A 21,980-nucleotide genomic window follows, 5' to 3' on the forward strand; every position below is an offset into this window, starting at 1 on the left:
GCGTCAGCCCCCGACTGGCACAGATAGGATTGCGCAGTGGCTGACCTACGTTCCCCCTCGCTCCCCTCCGGCGAACCGATCACCGTCCTTGATCTGTTCGCTGGATGCGGCGGGCTGACGGAGGGGTTCCACCAGTTCCGGCCGGACTCGGTAGATCGGCCGGTCTTTCGCAGCGTCGGAGCCGTCGAGTGGGATAAGGACGCCGCGGCGTCGTATGCGATGAACTTCGGTAAGGCCTCTACCAAGAGTCTCGAGTTCGGCGCCCCTGAGATCTTCTGCCGTGACATCGTGGGCTGGAATCCGCCTTGGGCGGAAGGCGAGATCGATGTCGTCGTGGGAGGGCCGCCTTGCCAAGGGTTCTCCGGTCTAAACCGCAACGGCGTCGGCGCCGAACGCAATCAGCTATGGCAGGAGTTCATCCGGGTGGTTGTGGAGGTACAACCGAAGGTATTTGTCATCGAGAACGTCGACCGATTCGTCCGATCTCCAGAGTTTGCTGACCTCCAAGACCGCATCGGAAACGGAGATCTTCGAAACTACGAACTGCGTGAAGCACCCGGAACTAAGGCCGACGACTCCGAACGCCAGCGCGCTCGGCGTTACCTCCTTAATGCCGCCGACTACGGCGCTATGCAGGCACGTCATCGCGCGATCGTCATAGGTGTCCGAAACGACGTCGCCGGGCTGCGTCCAGTCCGTATGCAGTACCCCGAGCCCACTCACTCGAAGGAGCGTTGGAAGAAGCGGGACCAACTCGAGGGCCTGCCAGTTCCAGTACTCCCGCCAGCCTGGCTCACGGTGGAGGCTCTCTTTCAACGAACAGCTGGCATGCAGATAACTGGTACAGATCTTCCGCACCGAGACCGAGTGCGAATCGAAGAAATCAAGGGCAACCAAGAGTCAAAGAACGAGTTCGAGGGACCCTTCCGTACTCGCGATCTGCATTTCACGAGAAATCCAGAGCCGATCTCGCTTGCGCGGTATGAGGCGATACCTCCCGAAGGTAATCGAAAAGCCCTGCGCGGTCGCTTCGTTTGTCGTTTTGGTCGCGGCCAAGATGTGATCCTCCAAAAGATCGGAGATTTTCGAGACGCCACCGGCAGGCTTGATCCCATCGGAGAGTATCTACAAGTCACCAATGGCGCACCGATGACCGACGGCCAGAAGTACATGGTTCGAGGTTTGGATGGAGGTAGAACTGTAACTCGCGAGCCTTCGCGGCGGAGCAAGTCGCAAGCGTTCCGTGTCACCGTTTTCCAAGGTGGAGTTGGAAGCCCAGCGATTCTTGAATACTTATCCACGGATTCGTGGGATGCGCACGATGCCGGCGCTGGAGACGTCATGGGTCGAATGCACATGGACGGCCCGTCTGTCACGATTCGTACTGAGTTCTTCAAGCCAGAGAAGGGCCGCTATCTCCATCCAACAGCTCAGCGGCCAATCACACACTACGAGGCAGCGATACTCCAGGGCTTTCCTGACGAGTTTCTTTGGTGCGGCTCAAAGACGGCGATCGCTAAACAGATCGGAAACGCGGTCCCGATTCCGTTGGGAACCGCAATCGCGAGTTCAATCTACGAGTATCTCAGGCCGACACTCGCGTGAACGGTGAGATCAAGTTCAACTGACAATATCGAAATGGACCGAGGTCTTAGTTAGCAAGATAATGAACGAGAAATCATGGGCCGCAAACTTGCAGACGCGACGGAGCATGCAAGCGAACCGTGGGCGCGATACTAAGCCGGAGCTGGCGATCCGCAGGCTCGTTCACGCCGCTGGACTGCGTTACCAGGTCGACACAAGGCCAGTCCCGTCGCTTAACCGCCGGGCCGACCTTGTGTTCAGGGGACCTAAGGTCGCAATCTTTATTGACGGATGTTTCTGGCACGGATGCCCCGACCATCACACCGTCGCGCGGACGAACGCGAGTTTCTGGGCAGAAAAGGTGCGGCGCACGAGGGAGCGGGATATCGAGACCGCGGCGGCGTTAGAAGCCGCTGGATGGATCGCTTTACGCATTTGGGAGCATGAAGATCCGGCCCAAGCCGCCAATAGAGTCGTGGGGGTGGTCCGGGGGAGACGCCAGGACCCGTAGAATTGGCGTCGCGTCAGCCAGATCATTGAGCCAACAAGCAGTCAATGAGCGAGACGTAGGAGCGCGACATGGGGTGGTTCCGATCTAGCTGGGTCACGGTAGCGACCACGGCGCACCGCGTCGGCTGGCCGCAGACGCTAGGCGACCGGAATCCCGCAGCTTCTGAGCTTCCCACCTCACGTCATACTGCCATGTGTAGAACAGGTCTCCGGACGATCTGAGGTCGGGCTCGTGGCGCTGCCATATCTCGCGGGATACCTCGACCACAGATGCTGATCCTCCGCAGGCTCGCAGGGCCTCGATGATCCATTCGGCCAAGTCTTGCTTCGTTGCCATACGCCTAGCTAACCAGCTTCCACCGACCTCGTGCAGGAAAGTTGGGCGTCGCCGAGGTCCATGTAACGTCCACCGAGCCTCTCAGATCACCACGCGCGAGGTCGTCGGTCAACAGTCTCGATGTCGCCCTGGTCGACGATCCACCCTATGGGCCATGAGTCCGTGGCCGGATGGCAATAGGACGACGATGTCGTCACTGTTGGACGAGTCTCCGACCCGAACACTGGCGTTTAGGTCCCCACGACGCCCGCCACCAGTATCCTCCAAAGGTGGAATCGAATCACGAAGATCCCGAGCTCAAGCTCTCCTTCGATCCGCGGACGATCGAGCATCTCGGATTCAAGATGTACTCGCGACTGCCCAACGCGGTCGCTGAGCTCGTCGCGAACTCGTACGACGCGGACGCCACCCACGTCGAGGTGGTAGTGGATACCTCAGGAAAACAGTCGGTCCGCGTCACTGATGACGGACACGGAATGAGCCCACAGGACCTTGCCGATAAGTATCTCCGGATCGGGCGTAATCGTCGCGCCGAAGACATGGGGTACTCGGAAAGCGGCAAGAGGCGTGTTGCGGGTCGCAAGGGCCTCGGCAAGCTGGCCCTCTTCGGCATCGGTACGAAGATCACCATCCGAACGAAGCGCGCGGGCGCGCCGGACTGGAAGGTCGTCACGATGACGTGGGAAGATCTCCGGCACGCCACGGGTGGTGACTACGTTCCCGGCCAGACCTCGGAACCTGCAGCGGACCCTGCCATGCACGGTACCGCCATCACCGTCGAGGAGCTCAAGCGCAAGACCCAGGTCGATGTTTCCGAACTCGCCAGTAGCCTCGCGCAGCTCTTCAACTACGTCGACGAAGACTTCAAAGTGACGGTCTCGGCCGACAGCAGCAAGCCGATCGCGATCACCAAAGATCTCCGCTATGGCGCCATCGAGGAGGAGAGCCGATGGAAGGTTCCGTTCGATGTGGCCGGTGCCGGAGAGGCACCAGCAGTCTTCGGTGTCGTGATCGCGGCCAAGAAGCCGCTCAGACAGGAGCTTCGGGGCCTCACGATCTACGTCAAGGGTCGCCTCGCCAACGACCCTGAGTTCTTCGGCGTCCCCGAGTCTAGCTATGCCTACTCTTACATCACCGGCTACATAGAGGCCGACTACCTCGACGATCAAGACGAGGACGTCGTCGCGACGGACCGGCGCTCGATTAACTGGGACAGTCCAGAGGCCGCCACGCTTCGGGATTACCTCGCAGCGGTGTTGCGCGAAGTCGCCCGTCTGCGACGCGGGACTCGGAGGATGGCAAAGGCGAACGAGCTGCGTGAGGATCTCGGCGTCGACGTCGGGCGGTGGACTGCGACTATCGAGGACAAGACCGCCGCCGACTCCGTTAGACAGGTCCTCGAAGTCGCGGTTTCACCTGACACCGAGCTCTCGCCTGACGATCGAGAAACACTCGTACACAGTCTGATGGCCATCGCGCCGGAGTATGCAGATATGCACTGGAGATCCCTTCACCCTGATGTTCAGGCGGCGGCTGAAACCCTCTATAAGACTGGCCATTACTTCCACGCACTCCTCGAAGCAATCAAGCGGTATGCGAAGGACGTCAGGACCGCCTCTAGTGTTGATCCGGTTGACCTCAGCGCCTTGCAGGCCGCGTTTGGGAACAGTCCGCCCAAGCTCGATGTGGCCGGTCCGTATCTGCCGTCGACCGTCACCGAGGAGACCGCAGACGGTCTCCGAACTGCACAAAGGGTCCTTTCGGAGGGCCTTTGGCGTGGCTTCCGCAATCCCATTGCGCACCAGGACGTCGACGAGCTCGAGAACAAGGACGTCTTTTCCTATCAGGACTGCCTCGACGCCTTGAGCATCCTCTCCCACCTGCGGCGGCGCGTGGACAAGGCAGCACCACCATCGAGTCAGACATGATCGCAAGGTCGTTTCCCCTTGGCCTCGCGCCAAAGGCGACCGGAGTAAATGCCATCAACGCAACCTGCGAATCGGGAAGCTGGACTTACGTCCGGCCCGTGCCGGCCTCTGCGACGCCAACAGCGACACCTCCCTCCATGATCGAGTCGCTCTCGCGCACAGGGCCGCGCGATGGAAATGCTCAAGGCTTGAGCCACGCCGACGCCGACTTGAGGCACCTGGGAACAGCCTCCCTTGCGGCGCGCAGGGTCCGTGCTCACCACTCCCGACGCCAGCGGTCGGGAGTGGTGCCGTAGCGGGCCTTGAAGCGGCGGACGAGGTAGCCGGGGTCGGTGAGGCCGGTGCGGGTGGAGATGACGGACAGGGGCAGGTCGGTCTCGCGGAGGAGGCGGCGGGCTTCGGTGAGGCGGCGCTCGGTGAGCCAGTCGAGGAGAGTGCGGCCGGTGCGTTGGCGGATGACGGTGGTGAGGTGGCCGGGGGTGTAGCCCAAGGATCGGGCGAGGTCGCCGGCGGTGACCTTGGTGGCGTACGTCCTCTCGATCTCGTCGAAGACGCGGCTGACCAGCGGGTCGGGGGCGATGGGGGCGCTCGGGGCCAGGCGCGCGGAGGCGACCAGGAGGTTCGTGAGGGTCGCGGTGACGGCGTCGTGGGCGCCGAGGCGGTCGGGGTGGCGTAGCTCCTCAGCCAGATCGGCCAACAGCGCCAGCCAGCGGGGGCGGTCGGCTTCCGGTACGAGCGCGCGGCGGCCGTCGGCGGCGAAGAGGGCGAGGAGCGGGTGGTGGGTCCAGGTGAGCGGGGAGATGGAGGCGAGGGAGGGGATCGCATCGGGGGTGAAGGCCACCGACCAGGCCCGCGCGTGGGTCAGCTCGGCGAGCGACTCGGCGGCGACGACCTCGCCGGGAGCGACCGCGTGGACCTCGCCGTCCCGCAGCGCCACCTGCCGGCCGTCGAGGCCGACGGCGCCTCCGCCGCGCTCGACGTAGGCCAGCACCCAGAAGTCGTGGGCGTGCCGGTTGTCGGGAGGCAGGTGCTCGGTGTCGCAGTCGGGGTCGAGGGGTACGACCCTGACGGGAGGTACGCCGGGGCTCTGCTCCCACCGGTAGATCGGAGTGCCGTCGGCCCGGACCGTACGCACCGAGCGCGACAACGTCGGAGTCGAATCCGAAGAACGTCCCATCGCCACCGACTTCCTTCCCACCACAGATCCGCAGAATGTCCCATCGTGGAACCATGACCACCATACAGATCATCGACGGCCGCGCCGAGAGCGATCAGGGCCGCGACTTCCTCCCCGGCATGGGTCGCGCCTGGCTCCTCCCCCTCTACGACCTCTTCACCCGGTTCGCCCGCGTCCGCGCTCTCCACGAGCGGACGGTCGAGCTCGCCGGCATCCAGCCCGGCCAGAGCGTCCTCGACGTCGGCTGCGGCACCGCCAACCTCTCCTTCTCGGTGCTCCGCGCCGTACCCGGGGCCGTCGTCACCGGGCACGACCCCGATGCCGGCGCGCTGCGGATCGCTGCCCGGAAGGCGGGTCGGCGAGGCGTACGCCTCTCGCTGGTGCAGGGGTACGCCGACCGGTTGCTGCCCGAGGACGGCAGCGTCGACCACGTCGTCTCCTCGCTCGCGCTGCACCATGTCGACGACGCCGGGCGCGAGGGGTTCGGGCGCGAGGCGTACCGGGTGCTCAAGCCGGGCGGGCGGGTGACCATCGTCGACTTCGGCGCCTCCGACCACGGACACGGAGGCGGCCACGAGGGCCACCGGCACCGCGGCATCAACGCCCACACCGAGCGCAACCTCGACAACGGGATCGTCACCCTGCTGACCGACGCCGGCTTCACCGACGCCCGCGAGATCGACCACATCGAGCACCGGTTCGGGCCGATCACGATCGTGCAGGCGACCCGCTGACGTACCTCGGTGTTAGACCCGCGCGGCACGGGCGGGCAGGCTGGCCCCATGTACTTCATCGGAGTCGACCTCGCCTGGGGCGTGCGCAGGCCCACCGGCCTGGCCGTCCTGGACGAGGAGGGCCGGCTCGTCCACGTCTCGGCCGCCCGGACAGACGACGAGATCGTCGCCGCCCTGGAGCCGTACGTCGACAGCGACTGCCTGGTCGCGATCGACGCTCCCCTGATCGTCACCAACCCCACCGGGAACCGGCCGGCCGAGGCGGCGCTCAACAGGGACTTCGCGCGCTTCGACGCGGGCGCGCACCCCACCAACACGAGCAAGCCGGAGTTCAGCGAGCAGCCGCGCGGTGCCCGGATCGCGGCTCGGCTCGGGCTCGACATGAATCCCCGCTCGGGCCGCCGGCGCCGGGCGATCGAGGTCTACCCGCACCCCGCGACGGTCGCGCTCTTCCGGCTGGGCCGGACGCTGAAGTACAAGCACAAGTCAGGGCGCGAGATCGACCAGCTCCGTGCCGAGCTGCTCGTGCTGCTCGGCCTGCTCGAGGGTCTCCAGACCTCCGAGCCGCCGCTGCTGCTCGACGACCCGGCGTGGCTCGCCCTTCGCACCGCCGCCGAGAACGCCGTACGCAAGAGCGAGCTGCGCGCGGTCGAGGACCAGGTCGACGCGGTGCTGTGCGCCTACATCGGCCTGTTCGCGACCCGAGCACCGGAGCGGACCACGACCTACGGCGACTTCGCAACCGGCTACATCGTCACCCCGACGCTGCCCGACGACCTCCGCCCCACCCCGCGCGGGCAGCGCGGGCAGGCCGGGGCGACGGTCCACGACCCCGGGACCGCGGTCCGTGAGTACGCCGCGATCCAGCCGACGCTGCAGGAGGCCGCCGACCAGTATGTCCAGCTGGTGACCTCGATCCTCGACGAGGCGGGCATCAACTACCTCACCGTGACGTCGCGCGCGAAGTCGGTCGCGTCGTTCGCGGCCAAGGCGGCCCGCACCGTCGACGGGCGGCCGGTCTACCCCGACCCGCTCCGCGACATCACCGACCAGATCGGGCTGCGGGTGATCACCTACGTCCACAGCGACGTCCAGGCCGTCGCCGAGCTCCTCGACGACCAGGTGGTGGTCCACGACGACCGCGACATGGGCGAGGAGACCGCGAGCGAGGGCCGGTTCGGCTACGCCAGCCGCCACCTGCTGGTCAGTCTCGACCCCGCGCGCGAGGGGCAGGCGGCGTACGAGCTGTTGCGGGGCCGCCAGGCGCAGATTCAGATCCGCACCGTGCTGCAGCACGCCTGGGCCGAGTTCGAGCACGACATCCGCTACAAGGGCACGATCCCCAGCGAGCACGTACCCGACTTCGACCGCCGGTTCACGCTCGCCGCCGGGCTGCTCGAGCTCGCCGACCGCGAGTTCTCCACGATCAGGGACCGGCTGCGACAGGGCGTGACCGGCGCCAGCACCGAGGCCGTCGACGACGACCCGCGGATCAGCGCCCGTGAGCTGGCGGCGTTCCTCGCCGGGCAGTACGCCGACGCCGGCTGGTCGCGCACCGACCACTACGGCTGGATCTCCGGCGTCATCCTCGAGCTCGGCATTACCTCGCTGACCGAGCTCGGCGACGCGTTGCGCTCGGTGGACGAGGACACCCTGATGGCACGGATGGACTACCGCTATCCGCCGGGCGCCGTGCGGCGCCTCGACGACGCGCTGCTGTGGGTCTACGGCGACGCGTACGTCGGGCTGCGCGCCAACGCGCACCGGGTGCCGGCCCTGCGGGCCCGGCTCGCCAAGATGCACGACGCCGACTGAGCCGGTCGTTCGGGTCGCTCGCTGATGTCCGATCGCGGGCCTGACCACGTGTAACACGCTGTTCGTAGGACTATCCGGTCGTTCTGATAGGGCGAGTAGTCCTACGAACAGCGTGTTACAGGCGAAATCCGTTCGGCTTCCCGGCGCGAATCCCCGCCATGAGACGCCTGGATCGCCACACCTTCGCCCATGCCGCCGTCGGCGTGCTCGCCGGGGTGACCGGAATGTCCGTCGCGCATCTGACCGCGGCGCTGCTCACCCCGGCCTCCTCACCCGCGCTCGCCGTCAGTACCGCGGTCATCGACGCCACGCCCACCCCGGTCAAGGAGTGGGCGGTGCGCGAGCTCGGCAGCGCGGACAAGCCGATCCTGATCGGCAGCGTGCTGCTGGTCACGATCGCGTTCGCCGCCGCGATCGGGGTGGTCGCCCGGAGACGTCTGTGGCTCGGCGCCGGCCTCATCGCCGGGCTGGTCCTGCTCGCCGGGGCCGCCGTGGTCCGCCTGCCGTTCTTCCGGGTCACCGACCTCGTGCCCACGCTGGTGGCGCTGGTCCTCGGCCCCGCCGTGCTGGTCCTGCTGACCCGCGCCCTGACCGCGGAACGCACACCAGCCCACAGGCAGGACGCCCCGAGCGAGGGCGCCGCCACCCGCCGCAGCGTGCTGATCGGGTTCGGGGCGCTGGCCCTCGTCTCCGCCGCGGCGGCGACCGGCGGACAGCTGATCGTGCGTGGCCGCACCGCGCTCGCCGACATCATGCTGCCGCGGGTCCGCGACCCGTTGCCCGCGCTCCCGGCAGGACTGGAGGAGACACACCAGGGCATCTCCCGGTTCGTCACCCGCAACCGCGACTTCTACCGCGTCGACACCAAGCTGGCGGTCCCGATCGTCGACCAGAACAGCTGGTCGCTGACCATCGACGGCGACGTCGAACGCGAGCTGACCTTCAGCTACGACGACCTGCGTCAGCGGGAGAACGTCGAGCACGACATCACCCTGACCTGCGTCTCCAACGAGGTGGGCGGCAAGCTCGTCGGCGCGGCACGCTGGACCGGCGTACCTCTGCAGGACCTGCTCGAGGAGGCCGGCGTCGGCAAGGACGCCGACCAGATCCTCTCGACCGACGTCGAGGGCTTCACGATCAGTACGCCGCTCGAGGCTGCCCTCGACGGCCGCAACGCGATGGTCGCGCTCGGCATGAACGGCGAGGTCCTCCCCCGCAAGCACGGCTTCCCGGCCAGGCTGGTGGTGCCCGGCCTCTACGGGTACGTCGGTGCCACCAAGTGGGTCACCAGGCTGACCCTGACCCGCTACGACAAGGCGACTGCCTACTGGACCGACCGCGACTGGGCCATCGATGCCCCGATCAAGCTGTCCAGCCGGATCGACACGCCCCGGCCGCTCAGCAACATCTCGGCCGGCCGCACCGTCATCGGCGGCGTCGCCTGGGCCCAGCACCACGGCGTCGCGAAGGTCGACGTACGCATCGACGGCGGCCGCTGGCAGCCGGCCGAGCTCGGCCCGGACGCCGGGATCGACTACTGGCGCCAGTGGTTCCTGCCGTGGGACGCCGAGCCCGGCAGCCATCAGCTGGCCGTGCGGGTCACCGACCGCGACGGCACCGTGCAGAGCGACGAGCGGGCCACCCCGTTCCCCGACGGGTCGAGCGGCATCCAGGAAATCGTCGTCACGGTCGCCTGAGAAAAAGACGAAATCCGATCCGTCCGCCGTGCCGAAGCCCTCATGACAGCAACGCAGAACCTCCCTCGAAAGGCCCTTCCATGAAGATCAACACGATCACCCGCACCGGCAGCGCGGCCGCCACCCTGGCCCTCCTGCTGGGACTCGGCCTCTCGGCATGTGGGTCCGAGGACACCGACGCCGCGAAGGACAGCGGCTCCAAGACCGACGAGACCTCCGAGTCGATGCCCGCCGAGACCGACGAGGCCGACGACGCCGGCGCCCAGACCTTCGGCGAAGGCTGCAAGCTCATCCCCGCCGACGGTGCCGGCTCGTTCAACGGCATGTCGACCGCACCGGTCGCCTCCGCCGCGAGCGCCAACCCGCTGCTCAAGACGCTGGTCGCGGCCGTCGGCCAGGCCAAGCTCGTCGACACCCTCAACAGCGCCGACGCGCTGACCGTCTTCGCCCCGACCGACGACGCCTTCAAGAAGATCCCGAAGGCCGACCTGGACGCCGTGATGGCCGACAAGGCCACGCTCACCAAGGTCCTCACCCACCACGTCGTGGCCGGACAGCTCAGCCCCGACGAGGTCGCCGGTGAGCACGAGACCCTGGCCGGTGACAAGATCAACGTCAAGGGCTCTGGCGAGAACTTCACCGTGGGCAAGGAGAACGCCAAGGTGCTGTGCGGCAACATCCCGACCGCCAACGCCACGGTGTACGTCGTCGACACCGTCCTGATGCCCTGATCGGGACATCGGACCGGATATCCGCAAGGATCGACACATGAGACCGCTCAGCTCAGTTCCCTCCGGCGACTCGTCGCCGGAGGGAACCGGGTCGCAGGGCCTGGCCGGCCTCCTCCGCCGCATCGCCCGAGGTGACGAGGAGGCTTTCGCCGCTCTCTACGACGCCACCTCCTCCCGTTTGCACGGACTGGTGCTGCGGGTGGTGCGTGACCCGGCCCAGGCCGAAGAGGTCACCCAGGAGACATTCCTCCAGGTGTGGCGCACCGCCAGCCGGTACGACGAGAGCCTGGGCAGCGCCCAGTCGTGGCTGCTGACCCTGGCCCATCGTCGTGCCGTCGACCGGGTCCGGTCCGCGGAGTCCGCGGGCCGCAACGACACGGCCTACCACGGCACCACCCAGACCCCGCCCCACGACACCACGGCCGAGGCCGTGGAGGCCTCGCTCGAGGCCCGCCGCGTCCATACGGCGCTCGAGACACTGACAGCTGTGCAACGGGAGGCGCTCCAGCTGGCCTACTTCGGCGGTTACACCCACACTGAGGTGGCCGCCATGCTTGATCTGCCGATAGGCACTGCAAAGACCCGTATCCGGGACGGACTGATCCGGTTGCGCGACGCGATGGGAGTGAGCCGATGACCGCGCACGACATTCACGCCCTCTCCGGCGCCTACGCCGTCGACGCCCTCGATGACATCGAGCGCGCCCGGTTCGAGGAGCATCTCGCCGTCTGCGCCGACTGCCGCGATGAGGTGGCCGGCCTGCGCGACAGCGCCTGGATGCTCGCCAGCCTGACCGACACCGCACCTCCGCCCGAGATGCGCGACCGGCTGCTCGCCGGCATCAAGGAGATCCGGCCGCTTCCGCCCGAGACCGCCCCGCGCCACCGGGCCGACGACACCGTCGCCCCGTCGACCGAGGCCGGCCGCCGCCGGTTCGGGTGGCGTACGTTCGCCGCCGCGGCCGCAGTGCTGGCCGTCGTCGGCACCGGCACGGTCGCCGCCGTCGAGCTGATCCGTGACGACTCGAGCCAGACCCTGACGACGGCGGAGCGGGTGCTGCGCGCGGACGACGCGACGACCGTCGCCGTCGACCTGCCCGGCAAGGCCCGGGCCCGGGTGGTCCGCTCGGTCTCGGAGAACAGGGCCGTCCTGGTCACCTCCGGGATGCCGGCCGCGCCGTCGGGCAAGGTCTACGAGCTCTGGCTCCAGCACGACAACGTCATGGTCCCCGCGGGCCTGATGCCGAAGGGCAGCGACCAGACCTTCGTCCTCGAGGGCGACGCCGGGAACGCGAGCGCGGCCGGGATCACCGTCGAGCCCGAGGGAGGCTCCGACGAACCGACCTCGGCCCCGATCGCGCTGTTCGACTTCTCGCAGGCCACCTGACCTGCGAGAAGTGGAGACCGGCCGGCTCAGGCGCACGGGGCGAGGGAGACCCCGGCCGGCTTTCCGACCAGCAAGGGCGTACTGTCGCAGGATGGAGCCATTCAGGCTTCCCATCAGAGAGATCCCCATGAGCGACAAGTCGCCGCGGCAGAAGATGTCCAAGAAGTCCGGGAAATCCATCAAGGCGAAGCGCGCCGAGAAGCGCAGCTCGGGGTCCACGGAGACCCTTGCCGACAAGATCCATCCGCCGAAGAAGAAGTGATGCGCCTAGGGCTCGGTGTCATCGGCTCGTCGGCCAAGGAGAACGAGCACCGGCTGCCGCTCCACCCCGAGCACATCCCGAACCTGGACGCTGACATCCGGTCCAGAATCACACTCGAGGACGGCTATGGCGCCCGGTTCGGGGTCAGCGACGAGGCTCTCGGGACGTACGTCGCCGGGTTCGCGTCACGCGACCAGATCTTGGCCGACTCCGACGTCGTGCTGCTCCCCAAGCCGCAGCTCGAGGACGTCGAGGCGCTGAGCCCGGGACAGACGCTCTGGGGCTGGCCACACTGCGTACAGGACCCGGAGCTGACCCAGGTCGCCATCGACCGGCGCCTGACCCTGATCGCCTTCGAGGCGATGAACCACTGGACCCGCGACGGTTCGGTCGGTCTGCACGTGTTCCACAAGAACAACGAGATGGCCGGCTACTGCTCGGTCCTCCAAGCGCTCGAGCTGGCCGGGTTGACCGGCGACTACGGTCGCCGCCTGAGCGCGGTGGTGATCGGTTTCGGAGCCACCGCACGTGGCGCCGTGACCGCCCTCAACGCGCACGGTGTGCACGAGGTCGCGGTGCTCACCAACCGAGAGGTGGCCGCGGTCGGTTCGCCGATCCACTCGGTGCTGATTCGGCAGTTCGACCACGAGCCGGACGGCGAGCACCTCAGCCACGTGATCACCGAGCGGGGGCGCGAGCCGCTGGCGCCGTACCTGGCGGAGAACGACATCGTCGTCAACTGCACCCTGCAGGACACGGCCAACCCACTGGTCTTCCTCGAGGAGGAGGACCTCTCCGCCTTCCGCCCCGGCAGTGTCATCGTCGACGTCTCCTGCGACCTGGGCATGGGCTTCACCTGGGCCCGGCCCACCTCCTTCGACGACCCGGCCTTCCTGGTCGGCGACAACGTCCTCTACTACGCGGTCGACCACAGTCCGTCATACCTGTGGAACTCGGCGACCTGGGAGAACAGCAACGCGTTGATCCCGTTCCTGCGCCCGGTGCTCGAGGGACCGACCGCGTGGGACGCCGTCGAGACGCTGCGCCGAGCGATCGAGATCCGCGACGGCCGCGTGCTCAACCCCGCCATCCTCGCCTTCCAGGGGCGCGCGACGGAGGCGCCTCACGCTCTGGTGTGACCGTGGGTCAGGCGTACGGATCCAGAGTGACCGCGGCCGGCTTCCCACCTGCCAGTGCGGCGCCGAACCGGTCGTCGGTGAGCTTGAAGGTGGCGGCACCGAAGTCGGCCGCGACGAGGCGGTCGCGGATGCCGGCCGGATAGTTGTCCCAGCCGACCAGGCCCTTGATCTGCCAGACGCCCTCGTGGTTCTCGGGCGGCTCGTCGCCGCCGTCGGCCTTGGGGAAGCGGAAGCAGTGGGTGCTGCCGCCGTCCTTGTGATAGACGGCCTTGGGGTGCGTACCGCCCTCGAACTGCAGCTCCGACTCCGGCTTGATCGCGTAGCCGGAGTGCTGGGAGACGGACATGTAGCGGGCGTGACCGTCCTGCACCCACACGATGATGTGCTCCCAGTCGTGGCGGTGTCCGGCCGAGCCCGGACCCCAGGAGACCTGGTCCTTCTCGAAGTAGTAGCCGTAGAGGTACGCGCACCAGCCGTTGTTGCACTTCGAGCGGGAGTAGACGTTGGTGTTCTGCAGGTCGGAGAGGTCGCGGCACTGGCCGTTCACCGTGCCGCCCATCGCCAGGCCGCCGTTGAGCGTGCCGTCCGGGCCGATCGCCGGGGTGTTGTAACAGCCGTCGGTGTCGAAGTCGAGGGCCGGCTGCCAGGTGCGGTCGGCCTCCGGTGCCGAGGCCGGCAGCGCGGGCGGCGGGGCCGCCCAGGCGGCCGCCGGGATGGCCGTGAGAAGTGCGGCGATCGGAAGCGCGACGGCGAGCTTGCGCGTGAGTCGTTTCCCGAGAGTCATGGGGGTCCCTTGTCTGTGGGGGAAGGGGGCTCACCGATGCAACCAGTGCCGTGATCGCGTGACAACCCCTGGGGCGTGAACGCGGCGGTAACGCTGACCGGTGCCTCCTGGTTGGATGGACGCGTGGATGCGACGCAGTGGCAGGAACGGATCGCCTCCGAGCTCGCCGACCTCGGGCAGCAGGAGTTCGTGGTCGTCGGTGAGCCGGAGCCGGCGGCACCGGAGCCGACGGGCTTCCTGGCCCGGCTCAGGGCCAAGGCGTCGGCGCCTGCGCCGTTCCGCTGGGGACAGGTGCTGTGCGTGGACGAGATCCTCTACGCCGAGTTCACAGGTACGCAGCACATCGGTGGCACCTGGCCGGCCTCGGCCGAGCGGCACGAGGCGCTTCGCGCGGCCGGCTGGCTGACGCCCGAGGAGACCGACCCGATCGCTCCGGCGCCGTCTCAACCGCACTACTGGCGGACCGTGCCGCAGTCCGAGGCGGAGCTCGTCGCCCGCCTTCTCGTCGAGGCCTTCGGCATCCTCGGCGCCGACTTCGCGACCCTCACCCTTCGCCGGGACCGGTAGAGCTCAGTAGCCGCCGAGCTGCTCGCACAGCAGCCGGTAGAACGCCGTGTTGGTCATCGGGGTGAGCGTGTCCGCCAGCGCGAGATGGAGGCCGTCGGGGCCGTTGATCCCGGCCAGCTGCCACGACTCGACCGTGATCGACCAGGCGGTGCGGGCTTCGAGCTCGTCCAGGACCACGTCACGCGCGGCCTGGTCCTCGCCCAGCAGCTCGGCCATCCGGGCGGTCGGGAACGGGCGCACCGATCCCGCGGCGCCCTTGACCGGGCGGATCTTCAGGGTGCGGACCAGGCTGGGGACGAGGTGGCCTCGCGGGAGGTCGAGGGGCTGCGTACGGGTGCCGTCGAGACCGAGCTCGAGGTGGATGCCCGCCGGGTCGACCGCGGCGCGGTGCTCGAGCCGGCCGCCGGGGCCGGCGAGGATCCAGGTGACCTCCGCGCTCATGCCGGGCTCCAGGTCGCGGCGGTGGCGTCGATCTGGGCAGCCCACGTCGCGTAGTCGCTGGTCACGACGGTGGCGGTGAGGGTGTGGCCGACTCCGTCGATCGCCACGAACCACTGCTCCATGGTCAGCGCGGAGCCGCCCGGCCCGTCGTACATCGCCAGCCGTCGCCCCGCCTCCTGCCCGGCGATCGTGAGTCGCTCGAGGTCGATCGGCGTGTAGCCCGGCAGCATCTGGGCGAACGCCATCTCGGAGCCGACCTGCCAGTCGCGGAACCCGAGGTCACCGTTGGTCTGGGCGGTCACCGTGATGTTGGCGCGGAACGTCCCGCTCTCGGGGGCGAGCGCCAGGAAACGTACGCCCTCGGGCGGGTCGACGCTCTCCCAGCCGTCCGGGAGCGTCATCGGGGCCGCTTGGGTGTCGGACACGGTCACTTCTTCCCCGCGGCGCGCTTCTTCGGGCGCGACTCGCGATACCACGTCGGCTTGATGAACGGCGGGGTCGGCAGGATGACGAGCAGCGGGTAGACGATGCAGGTGAGCAGGAAGAGCCCACCGACGATCGTCCACGCGGCGGTGTGCTCCGGCACCAGCCCGAACGCCGTCGACCCGGTGACGGCCAACGCGGAGATGCAGGGCAGATGGATGAGCACCACGTCCTCGCCCACACCGCCCCGGTTCCACGCGTTCGCCCAGGAACGGGCGCGGGGCGAGAGCCCGAGATGTTGCCAGATGCTGACCCCGGCGCCGATGACGCCGGCGGCCAGGATGAGTGCGGCCCAGATCATGGTGGTCCTAGTCCCAGAAGGTGATGGCGTCGCCGACATCGGAGGCTACCTCGCCGGCGCCCTCCGCGAAGTCGCTGACCCCGTCGACGACGGCCTCACCGAGCTCCCCGGCCTCGTCGACGACGAGGTCGGCCGCCTTGCCGGCCAGCCCCGAGCCGATCGCGCCACCGATCACACCGCCCACGACACCGCCGATCACCGTGCCCGGCCCCGGGAAGACGCTGCCGATGGCGGCGCCCGCCTGGGCTCCGGCCCAGGCTCCACCCGCCGCACCTGCGGTCGTGATCGCGGAGGTGCTGACCGTACGGCTGACCCGCTCCGTCGTCGACAGCGAGGGGTCGTCGGCGTCCTTCTGCCACTGCTCCCACGCCGAGGAGCCCGCCGTGACCACCCAGCCGGCGCGGGTCGCCCACTTGCCCGCGGTGAGCCACTTGCCGCGTACGGCTGCCTTGTTGGCCTTCGCGTGCCAGTTCTTGTCGTTGAGCACCTTCGCGGCGCGCTCGAGCCTGGTGAGGCTCGACGGACTCGCGAACCGGCCGTTCACCCGCGGCTGGAAGGTGCCGTAGCGGCTCTTCACCATCCAGTCGACGCCGGCGCCTGCCCCCAGACCGGCCAGCCCCAGAGCGTACGCACCGATCTGCATGCCGTCGGAGAAGTCCTTCGGCAGCAGGCCGAGGTCCTCGAGGCGGTCCTCGATCCAACCGTCGCCGGTCGACTTCGAGATCGCCTTGCCGAGGTCCTCGTGGGCGTTGTTCTCGTCCTTGCGCGCGGTCTCGACCCGGCTGACCAGGTCGTTCCACTTCTCGACCTTCTTGTTGTGGGCGTCGACGTCGCTCTCGGAGGCGTCGTCGCCGGGGTCAGTCGGCGGCGAGATCATGGTGCCGCTGACCGTCAGCCCCGCACCGCTGGCCTCGTCGCGGATCGTCGACATCTTGGTCTCGACCGCCTTCAGGTCGCCCGAGAAGGTCGAGAGACCCTTGCCCATGGCTTCGATGCGCGACTCGAGCTGACGCAGGTCGCTCTTGCGCTTCTCCGCCTTCGACTCGAACGCGGCGCCGGCCTGACCCTTCCACGAGCCGGCGGTCTTGATCGCCTTGCCGAGATCGTCGAGAGCGTCCCCGACCGCGTCCTTGGCGGTCGTGCACGCGTCGGCCGCGGTCTGTGCCGCCGACACGTCGCCGTAGACCTTCGTGTCCATCGCCTCCGCCATCAGCTGCCCCTCACCTTCTGCTCCTGGCGCCGGCCGGCGTCGCCGGCGGCGTGGTCGGACGTGGTCGCGTGGTCGAGCGCGTTCTGCACGCTGTCGCCGAGCTTCCCCAGACCTTCGGACATCCCGCCGACCGCTGCTGCCAGGGATGCCAGCGCGGTCGCGACCTCGGAGGACGACTCTCCGACGTCAGGTGTCTTCTGCAACGGCTCGGCCTGCTTGAAGAGGTCGCCGCCGGCGGTGTCGAGCGTGTTCTTGATGGACCTGAGATCGTCTGGATTGACGTGGATGTCGTCGTCGGTCATGCCTTCGTCCTACCCGCTCTCGCCGATTTCAAACACGGACGAAAGTAAAATGCCCTTGTCAGGCGGCGACGGTCGGCTTCAGGTCGTTCTCGCCCTCGACGAGCTTGCGGGAGAGCACCGCGAGCGCCTCGTCGAGCTTGGCGTCGTCGGCACCCCAGTCGGCGAGCTCGGCGGCCAGCCACGCCTTGAACGCCGCGACCAGCTTGGCGAGCTCCTCCTTGCCCGCCTCCGTCAGCGCGTAGCCCGCCTCGTCTCCGTAGAGATAGCCCTCCGCGGCAGCGGAGGCGAAGGCCGGGGCCAGCACCTCGCCCGGCATCCCGAGACGGTGACCGATCGCGACCAGCGACCGCTCACCGCCGACCCACTCGCGGATCCCGATCTGGCGTACGCACCACGCGGTCGCCGCGTCGAGGTCGACGGCCGACTCCCGGAGCCTGGTGAAGGTCTCGGGCGGCTGGCGGCGGAGCAGCTGGGCGACCGCGGCGTCGAGCCGCATCGCGCTGTCGGAGGAGTTGGGCATCGCGAACCCGTCGCCCGGATCCGTCGCCGCGGCTCTCGAGGTGTCGCGCAGGGGCACCTCCTCGAGGAAGAGCGCGAGCAGGAACGCCAGCCCGGCGACCGGGACCGCGGCGAGGAAGACGACCTGCAGCGTCTCCGCGTACGCCCCGATGATCGGCGCGCTCTGGGCGTCGGCCAGCCTGTGCAGGAGTGCGGGGGTCGCGACCTGGTCGGCGGAGACACCGGCCGAGGCGAGCGCGGCGGGCAGTCGGTCGGCGAGCTCGTTGGCGTAGACGGTGCCCATGATCGAGGCGCCGAACGAGCTGCCCATCGTGCGGAAGAAGGTCACGCCCGAGGTGGCGACACCGAGGTCCTCGTAGGCCGCGGTGTTCTGCACGATGATCGTCAGGATCTGCATGCTCAGGCCGACACCCATGCCCATGACCAGCAGGAACAGCGACATCATCAGGGTGCTGGTGTCGGCGTCCATGGTCGAGAGCAGGTAGAGGCCGAGCGCCATGATCAGCGCGCCGGCAACCGGGAAGATCTTGTAGCGGCCCGTCCTCCCCACGATCGAGCCCGCCACCGTCGAGGTCACCAGCAGGCCGATGACCATCGGCAGGGTGCGGATCCCCGACGACGTCGCCGAGACGCCATGGACGTACTGCATGTAGGTCGGCAGGTAGGTCATCGCGCCGAGCATCGCGAAGCCGACGATGAACGAGAGCACGACGCTGACCGTGAAGACCCGGTTCCGGAACAGCCGCAACGGCAGGATCGGTGAGGCCGCCCGCGACTCGACCCGGACGAAGATCGCGAAGGCGACGGCCGAGGCGATGAACAGGCCGATGATGGTCGCCGATCCCCAGGCGTACTCCGTCCCACCCCAGCTGACCGCCAGCGTCAGCATCGAGGCGCCGAGGCCGACGAAGAGGATGCCGAGGTAGTCGATCGAGGGTCGCGTGCCGCGAGCGATCTGCGGCAGCGTCAGGCTGGCGATCGCGATCACCGCGATGCCGAGCGGCAGGTTGATGTAGAAGGCCCAGCGCCAGGAGAGGTGGTCGGTGAAGAGGCCGCCGAGGAGCGGCCCGAGGACGGTGGTGGCGCCGAAGACCGAGCCGAGGGCGCCCTGATACTTGCCGCGGTCTCGCAGCGGGATGACGTCGCCGATCAACGCCGTCGCGGTCACCATCAGCCCACCCGCACCGATGCCCTGCACCGCTCGCGCCCCGATCAGCCACACCATGTCGGTCGCGAACCCGCAGGCGGCCGAGGCGAGGATGAAGAGGCCGGCGGAGACCTGCAGCATCAGCTTGCGACCGAAGAGGTCGCCGAACTTGCCGGCGAGCACGGTCGCCACCGTCTCGGCGAGGAGGTAGGAGGAGACCACCCACGACAGGCCCTGCCCCGCCGACGTCGGCCACGATCGTCGGCAGCGCGGTCGAGACGATCGTCTGGTCGAGCGCCGCGAGCAGCATGCCGAGGAGCACCGTGCCGAAGATGAGGTTGATCCTGCGCCGGCTCAGCTGAGGCTCGGTGTCCGATGCCGCCTGCGTTGCTGCCATTGCGACCCCCACGGTCTCGACTGGAATCAAACTAGGTCAAACTCCAGGTTTGCGCGAGGGATCTCGCGGAGTGTCAGGCGGCCTCCTCGTGGTGGTCGACCAGGTCGCGGATGAGGCCCGCCGCGGGCTCCTGGACGACGTCCGCGAAACCGACGAGCGCGGCCCGACCCTCGGGCGGCAGCCCGGTGCGCAACGCACCGATGGTCTCCGGGCGGACCAGCCAGGCGGCCAGGCAGGCCGGATAGTCGGCGGGATGGGTGAACAGCTCGGCGAGCTCTTGATCATCGGGGTGGTGGAAGGCGTGCAGTCCCGCGTCCATGGCGAGATTGACCAGGGCGTGCGGGATGTCGGTGAGCAGGCCGTAGTCGCGCAGCCCGCGGCGGATCCAGATCTCGCTCGGGTCCTGGGCACAGGCATCCCGCAGCGCCTCGGTCCATCGGTCGGGCTCGTCGGCCACTGCGTACGCCACCTCGTCCGGCACCCGCAGCGGCGCCGTCTCGAACATCCATCCGCTCGCCAGCGGCACGATCCGGCCGATCGCGCACTCCCCGTCCTCGATGAGCATGCCGGCTCCGAGGTTGATCGTGCGCACCTGCTCCCCTGTCGCCGGGTCCTCCCACAGCAGATGTCGCGGCTCCCGCCCGAGGAGACGTACGCCGCGCATCGACGCCCCCACCCACTCCCAGATCCGGTCGGCACCGGCGACGAGGTCACCGGAGGCGTTGTGGCGCAGGAAGGCCTCCAGCCCGCCGAGGTCGTAGAGGAACGTCTGGCGGTAGACCCAGTCGCGATCAAGGATCTGGATCCGGTCGGCCTCTCGGTCGCGGACAGGATCGGGGCCGCCACGGACCTCGAGCGCCGCGTTGATCGCCTTCGCCATCCGCCACTGGTTGCGCGGATGGGTTCCCTGCATCGCCTGCGCGACGATCCAGCGCGAGTGGGCCCACCGGGGCATGAGCACCCCGAGCAGGCTCATCTGTTCCAGCCGCTCGAGGCGCGACGGATGCCAGAACTGCTCCTTGTCGAGCTGTTCGCTGGTCCTGTGGATGATCCCCAGGGCCGCCTTCACGTCGCCGCGGGCCTCGGCATCGTTGACCGCGAACATCGCCGGCCAATAGGGACTGTCGACGACCTTCTCGGCGAACGACCGTCGTCGCGGGTCCCCGAACCTGTGGGGCGACCGGGGCGATCTCTCGTGCTTCTTTCGTTTGGGCATGGCACCAGCACACCCCCGATCCCACCGGCCCGCCACCCACATCGGCGGGCCTGTGGACAACCCCGTCCCGAACCACTCCTGTGGACGACAACCGGCCCGGCCGGCTCAGGTCGGCTCAGGCCAGCGCGAGAAAGAGCTTCTCCATCTTCTTGGTGTCCACGCTGTCGCGCCCACCCTCGGCGAGGCACTTCTCCAGACCGGTGGCGACCAGGGCGTACCCACCCCGGCTGACCGCCTTGTTCACCGCCGCGAGCTGGGTGAGCGCGTCCTCGCACTCCGAGCCCTCCTCGAGCATCCGGATCACCGAGGCGAGGTGCCCGTTGGCACGCTTGAGTCGGGTGATGATGGCCTTGATCTCGTCAGGCTCGAGCTGCATCGTCGTCCTTCTCGTTTCCAGTGAGTGCTTCCAGCATGCCGGTGAGGCGCTGACGCGCATCCGCCGCGACCTCGGCGACACCCGCATCAGCGCTGAAGGAGGTCATCGCCGACGGGTCGAAGATCTCGACCCGGGTCTCCGCGCCCTCGTCAGCGACCACGACGTTGCACGGCAGCATCGTGGCGATCCGCGGGTCGGCCTCGAGCGCGCGGTGAGCGAGCTGGGGCATGCAGGCTCCGAGGATCACCTGCTGGGGAACCTCGACACCGAGCTTGGCGCGCAGGGTGGCGGTCAGGTCGATCTCGGTGAGCACGCCGAAACCGGCCCCACCGAGGAGCTCTCGTACGCGCGCCAAGGTCTCCGCGTACGACGCGGGAACGGTGGCTCGCAGCGTGAAGCTGGTCATCGGTCTCCTTCTTTCTCCACGATTCTATAACCCCCCGGGGGGTTATGCTACCTTCGAGATCGTAACCCCCCGGGGGGTTACGAATCGAGACAGTAGGAAGGAACCGCCATGACCTCGACGACCGACATCGAGTCACCCCAGACCCAGTCCCCCCACGGCAAGAGCGTCCTGCGGGACCTCGGCCCCCTTCACCAAGAGCTGCGCCGCGCGATCCCCGACGTCTACAAGGGCTGGGGCGGGCTCTCCAAGGCAGCCTTCGCCGACGGCGCGCTCGACCGTAAGACCAAGGAGCTGATCGCCTTCGCCATCGGCGTGGTCGAGGGCTGCGACGGCTGCATCGCCTCGCACGGCCAGGCCGCCGCTCGCGCCGGCGCCAGCCCCCAGGAAGCGGCCGAGGCCATCGGCGTCACCTTCCTCATGCACGGCGGCCCCGCCACGATCCATGGCGCCCGCGCCTTCGACGCGTTCTGCGAGTTCGTCGACGCACTCGACGCCGGCGAACCGCCCGCCTGAGCACCGACCAGAACCACA

24 protein-coding genes are annotated in these 21,980 nt (G+C 68.3%); 13 read left to right on the forward strand and 11 right to left on the reverse strand.

Features of this window, described 5'->3' with window-relative positions:
• Nucleotides 1-36: 36 nt before the first annotated feature.
• From UG56_RS27635 to UG56_RS21025, 3 genes are all read left to right on the forward strand, one after another.
• The gene (locus tag UG56_RS27635; RefSeq protein ID WP_084101390.1) at nucleotides 37-1,605 is read left to right on the forward strand and encodes a DNA cytosine methyltransferase; all 1,569 of its coding nucleotides are present in this window, start codon (nucleotides 37-39) and stop codon (nucleotides 1,603-1,605) included.
• A 61-nt stretch (nucleotides 1,606-1,666) separates the two neighbouring features.
• Nucleotides 1,667-2,095 (forward strand): very short patch repair endonuclease, encoded by a 429-nt coding sequence (locus tag UG56_RS27640; protein ID WP_218145257.1) that lies wholly within the window; start codon nucleotides 1,667-1,669, stop codon nucleotides 2,093-2,095.
• Between the two features lie 605 nt (nucleotides 2,096-2,700).
• Nucleotides 2,701-4,359 carry a TIGR02391 family protein gene (locus UG56_RS21025; RefSeq protein ID WP_177191523.1) on the forward strand — a complete coding sequence of 553 codons (1,659 nt, stop codon included), beginning with the start codon at nucleotides 2,701-2,703 and terminating at the stop codon, nucleotides 4,357-4,359.
• A 256-nt stretch (nucleotides 4,360-4,615) separates the two neighbouring features.
• Here UG56_RS21025 and UG56_RS21030 read toward each other — a convergent pair whose 3' ends face one another.
• Nucleotides 4,616-5,506, reverse strand: coding sequence for a helix-turn-helix transcriptional regulator (locus tag UG56_RS21030; RefSeq protein WP_256206804.1), 891 nt, complete (start codon nucleotides 5,504-5,506; stop codon nucleotides 4,616-4,618).
• An 83-nt stretch (nucleotides 5,507-5,589) separates the two neighbouring features.
• Between UG56_RS21030 and UG56_RS21035 the strand changes: the two genes are divergently transcribed.
• From UG56_RS21035 to UG56_RS21065, 8 genes are all read left to right on the forward strand, one after another.
• Complete coding sequence (locus tag UG56_RS21035; RefSeq protein WP_045546780.1) at nucleotides 5,590-6,270, forward strand: class I SAM-dependent methyltransferase; 681 nt, start codon at nucleotides 5,590-5,592, stop codon at nucleotides 6,268-6,270.
• Nucleotides 6,271-6,318: 48 nt separating this feature from the next.
• Nucleotides 6,319-8,085: a DUF429 domain-containing protein gene (locus tag UG56_RS21040; RefSeq protein WP_045546779.1), complete on the forward strand. Its 1,767-nt coding sequence runs from the start codon at nucleotides 6,319-6,321 to the stop codon at nucleotides 8,083-8,085.
• A 158-nt stretch (nucleotides 8,086-8,243) separates the two neighbouring features.
• On the forward strand, nucleotides 8,244-9,782 hold the full coding sequence (locus tag UG56_RS21045) for a molybdopterin-dependent oxidoreductase (RefSeq protein WP_045546778.1): 1,539 nt from the start codon (nucleotides 8,244-8,246) through the stop codon (nucleotides 9,780-9,782).
• Nucleotides 9,783-9,862: 80 nt separating this feature from the next.
• Nucleotides 9,863-10,513 (forward strand): fasciclin domain-containing protein, encoded by a 651-nt coding sequence (locus UG56_RS21050; RefSeq protein WP_045546777.1) that lies wholly within the window; start codon nucleotides 9,863-9,865, stop codon nucleotides 10,511-10,513.
• 37 nt (nucleotides 10,514-10,550) lie between these two features.
• Nucleotides 10,551-11,150, forward strand: a complete 600-nt coding sequence (gene sigK, locus UG56_RS21055; protein ID WP_045546776.1) for an ECF RNA polymerase sigma factor SigK — start codon at nucleotides 10,551-10,553, stop codon at nucleotides 11,148-11,150.
• Nucleotides 11,147-11,899, forward strand: a complete 753-nt coding sequence (locus UG56_RS21060) for an anti-sigma factor (RefSeq protein ID WP_045546775.1) — start codon at nucleotides 11,147-11,149, stop codon at nucleotides 11,897-11,899. The genes sigK and UG56_RS21060 overlap by 4 nt, the downstream gene beginning before the upstream one ends.
• 127 nt (nucleotides 11,900-12,026) lie before the next feature.
• Entirely contained in the window at nucleotides 12,027-12,161 is a 135-nt protein-coding gene (locus UG56_RS28920) for a hypothetical protein (RefSeq protein ID WP_256206805.1), read from the forward strand.
• Nucleotides 12,161-13,300, forward strand: coding sequence for a N(5)-(carboxyethyl)ornithine synthase (locus tag UG56_RS21065; RefSeq protein WP_143055134.1), 1,140 nt, complete (start codon nucleotides 12,161-12,163; stop codon nucleotides 13,298-13,300). The genes UG56_RS28920 and UG56_RS21065 overlap by 1 nt, the downstream gene beginning before the upstream one ends.
• A gap of 7 nt (nucleotides 13,301-13,307) precedes the next feature.
• On the opposite strand, the gene UG56_RS21070 is transcribed toward UG56_RS21065, so the two are convergent.
• Nucleotides 13,308-14,084 carry an NPP1 family protein gene (locus UG56_RS21070; protein WP_045546773.1) on the reverse strand — a complete coding sequence of 259 codons (777 nt, stop codon included), beginning with the start codon at nucleotides 14,082-14,084 and terminating at the stop codon, nucleotides 13,308-13,310.
• A gap of 123 nt (nucleotides 14,085-14,207) precedes the next feature.
• Here UG56_RS21070 and UG56_RS21075 point away from each other — a divergent pair, with 123 nt between their 5' ends.
• Complete coding sequence (locus UG56_RS21075) at nucleotides 14,208-14,651, forward strand: TY-Chap domain-containing protein (RefSeq protein WP_045546772.1); 444 nt, start codon at nucleotides 14,208-14,210, stop codon at nucleotides 14,649-14,651.
• Nucleotides 14,652-14,654: 3 nt separating this feature from the next.
• On the opposite strand, the gene UG56_RS21080 is transcribed toward UG56_RS21075, so the two are convergent.
• The 9 genes from UG56_RS21080 to UG56_RS21120 form a co-directional block, all read right to left on the reverse strand.
• Complete coding sequence (locus UG56_RS21080) at nucleotides 14,655-15,092, reverse strand: hypothetical protein (RefSeq protein WP_045546771.1); 438 nt, start codon at nucleotides 15,090-15,092, stop codon at nucleotides 14,655-14,657.
• On the reverse strand, nucleotides 15,089-15,517 hold the full coding sequence (locus UG56_RS21085; RefSeq protein WP_045546770.1) for a hypothetical protein: 429 nt from the start codon (nucleotides 15,515-15,517) through the stop codon (nucleotides 15,089-15,091). The genes UG56_RS21080 and UG56_RS21085 overlap by 4 nt, the downstream gene beginning before the upstream one ends.
• Before the next feature lie 2 nt (nucleotides 15,518-15,519).
• Nucleotides 15,520-15,876 (reverse strand): hypothetical protein, encoded by a 357-nt coding sequence (locus UG56_RS21090; protein WP_045546769.1) that lies wholly within the window; start codon nucleotides 15,874-15,876, stop codon nucleotides 15,520-15,522.
• Between the two features lie 7 nt (nucleotides 15,877-15,883).
• A complete protein-coding gene (locus UG56_RS21095) occupies nucleotides 15,884-17,086 on the reverse strand; it encodes a WXG100 family type VII secretion target (protein ID WP_052693065.1) in 1,203 nt (400 codons plus the stop codon).
• Nucleotides 17,086-17,388 carry a hypothetical protein gene (locus UG56_RS21100; protein WP_045546768.1) on the reverse strand — a complete coding sequence of 101 codons (303 nt, stop codon included), beginning with the start codon at nucleotides 17,386-17,388 and terminating at the stop codon, nucleotides 17,086-17,088. The genes UG56_RS21095 and UG56_RS21100 overlap by 1 nt, the downstream gene beginning before the upstream one ends.
• A gap of 58 nt (nucleotides 17,389-17,446) precedes the next feature.
• Nucleotides 17,447-19,276, reverse strand: coding sequence for an MDR family MFS transporter (locus UG56_RS21105; RefSeq protein WP_256206806.1), 1,830 nt, complete (start codon nucleotides 19,274-19,276; stop codon nucleotides 17,447-17,449).
• Nucleotides 19,277-19,524: 248 nt separating this feature from the next.
• Nucleotides 19,525-20,667 carry a hypothetical protein gene (locus UG56_RS21110; protein ID WP_143055135.1) on the reverse strand — a complete coding sequence of 381 codons (1,143 nt, stop codon included), beginning with the start codon at nucleotides 20,665-20,667 and terminating at the stop codon, nucleotides 19,525-19,527.
• Nucleotides 20,668-20,782: 115 nt separating this feature from the next.
• On the reverse strand, nucleotides 20,783-21,043 hold the full coding sequence (locus UG56_RS21115) for a metal-sensitive transcriptional regulator (protein ID WP_045546765.1): 261 nt from the start codon (nucleotides 21,041-21,043) through the stop codon (nucleotides 20,783-20,785).
• Nucleotides 21,027-21,449 (reverse strand): DUF302 domain-containing protein, encoded by a 423-nt coding sequence (locus UG56_RS21120; protein ID WP_045546764.1) that lies wholly within the window; start codon nucleotides 21,447-21,449, stop codon nucleotides 21,027-21,029. Before UG56_RS21120 ends, UG56_RS21115 begins: the two co-directional genes overlap by 17 nt.
• A gap of 108 nt (nucleotides 21,450-21,557) precedes the next feature.
• Here UG56_RS21120 and UG56_RS21125 point away from each other — a divergent pair, with 108 nt between their 5' ends.
• A complete protein-coding gene (locus tag UG56_RS21125; protein ID WP_045546763.1) occupies nucleotides 21,558-21,962 on the forward strand; it encodes a carboxymuconolactone decarboxylase family protein in 405 nt (134 codons plus the stop codon).
• Nucleotides 21,963-21,980: the final 18 nt, after the last annotated feature.

It is taken from the genome of Nocardioides luteus, assembly GCF_000960475.2.
In the GTDB taxonomy this organism is placed as follows: domain Bacteria; phylum Actinomycetota; class Actinomycetes; order Propionibacteriales; family Nocardioidaceae; genus Nocardioides; species Nocardioides luteus_A.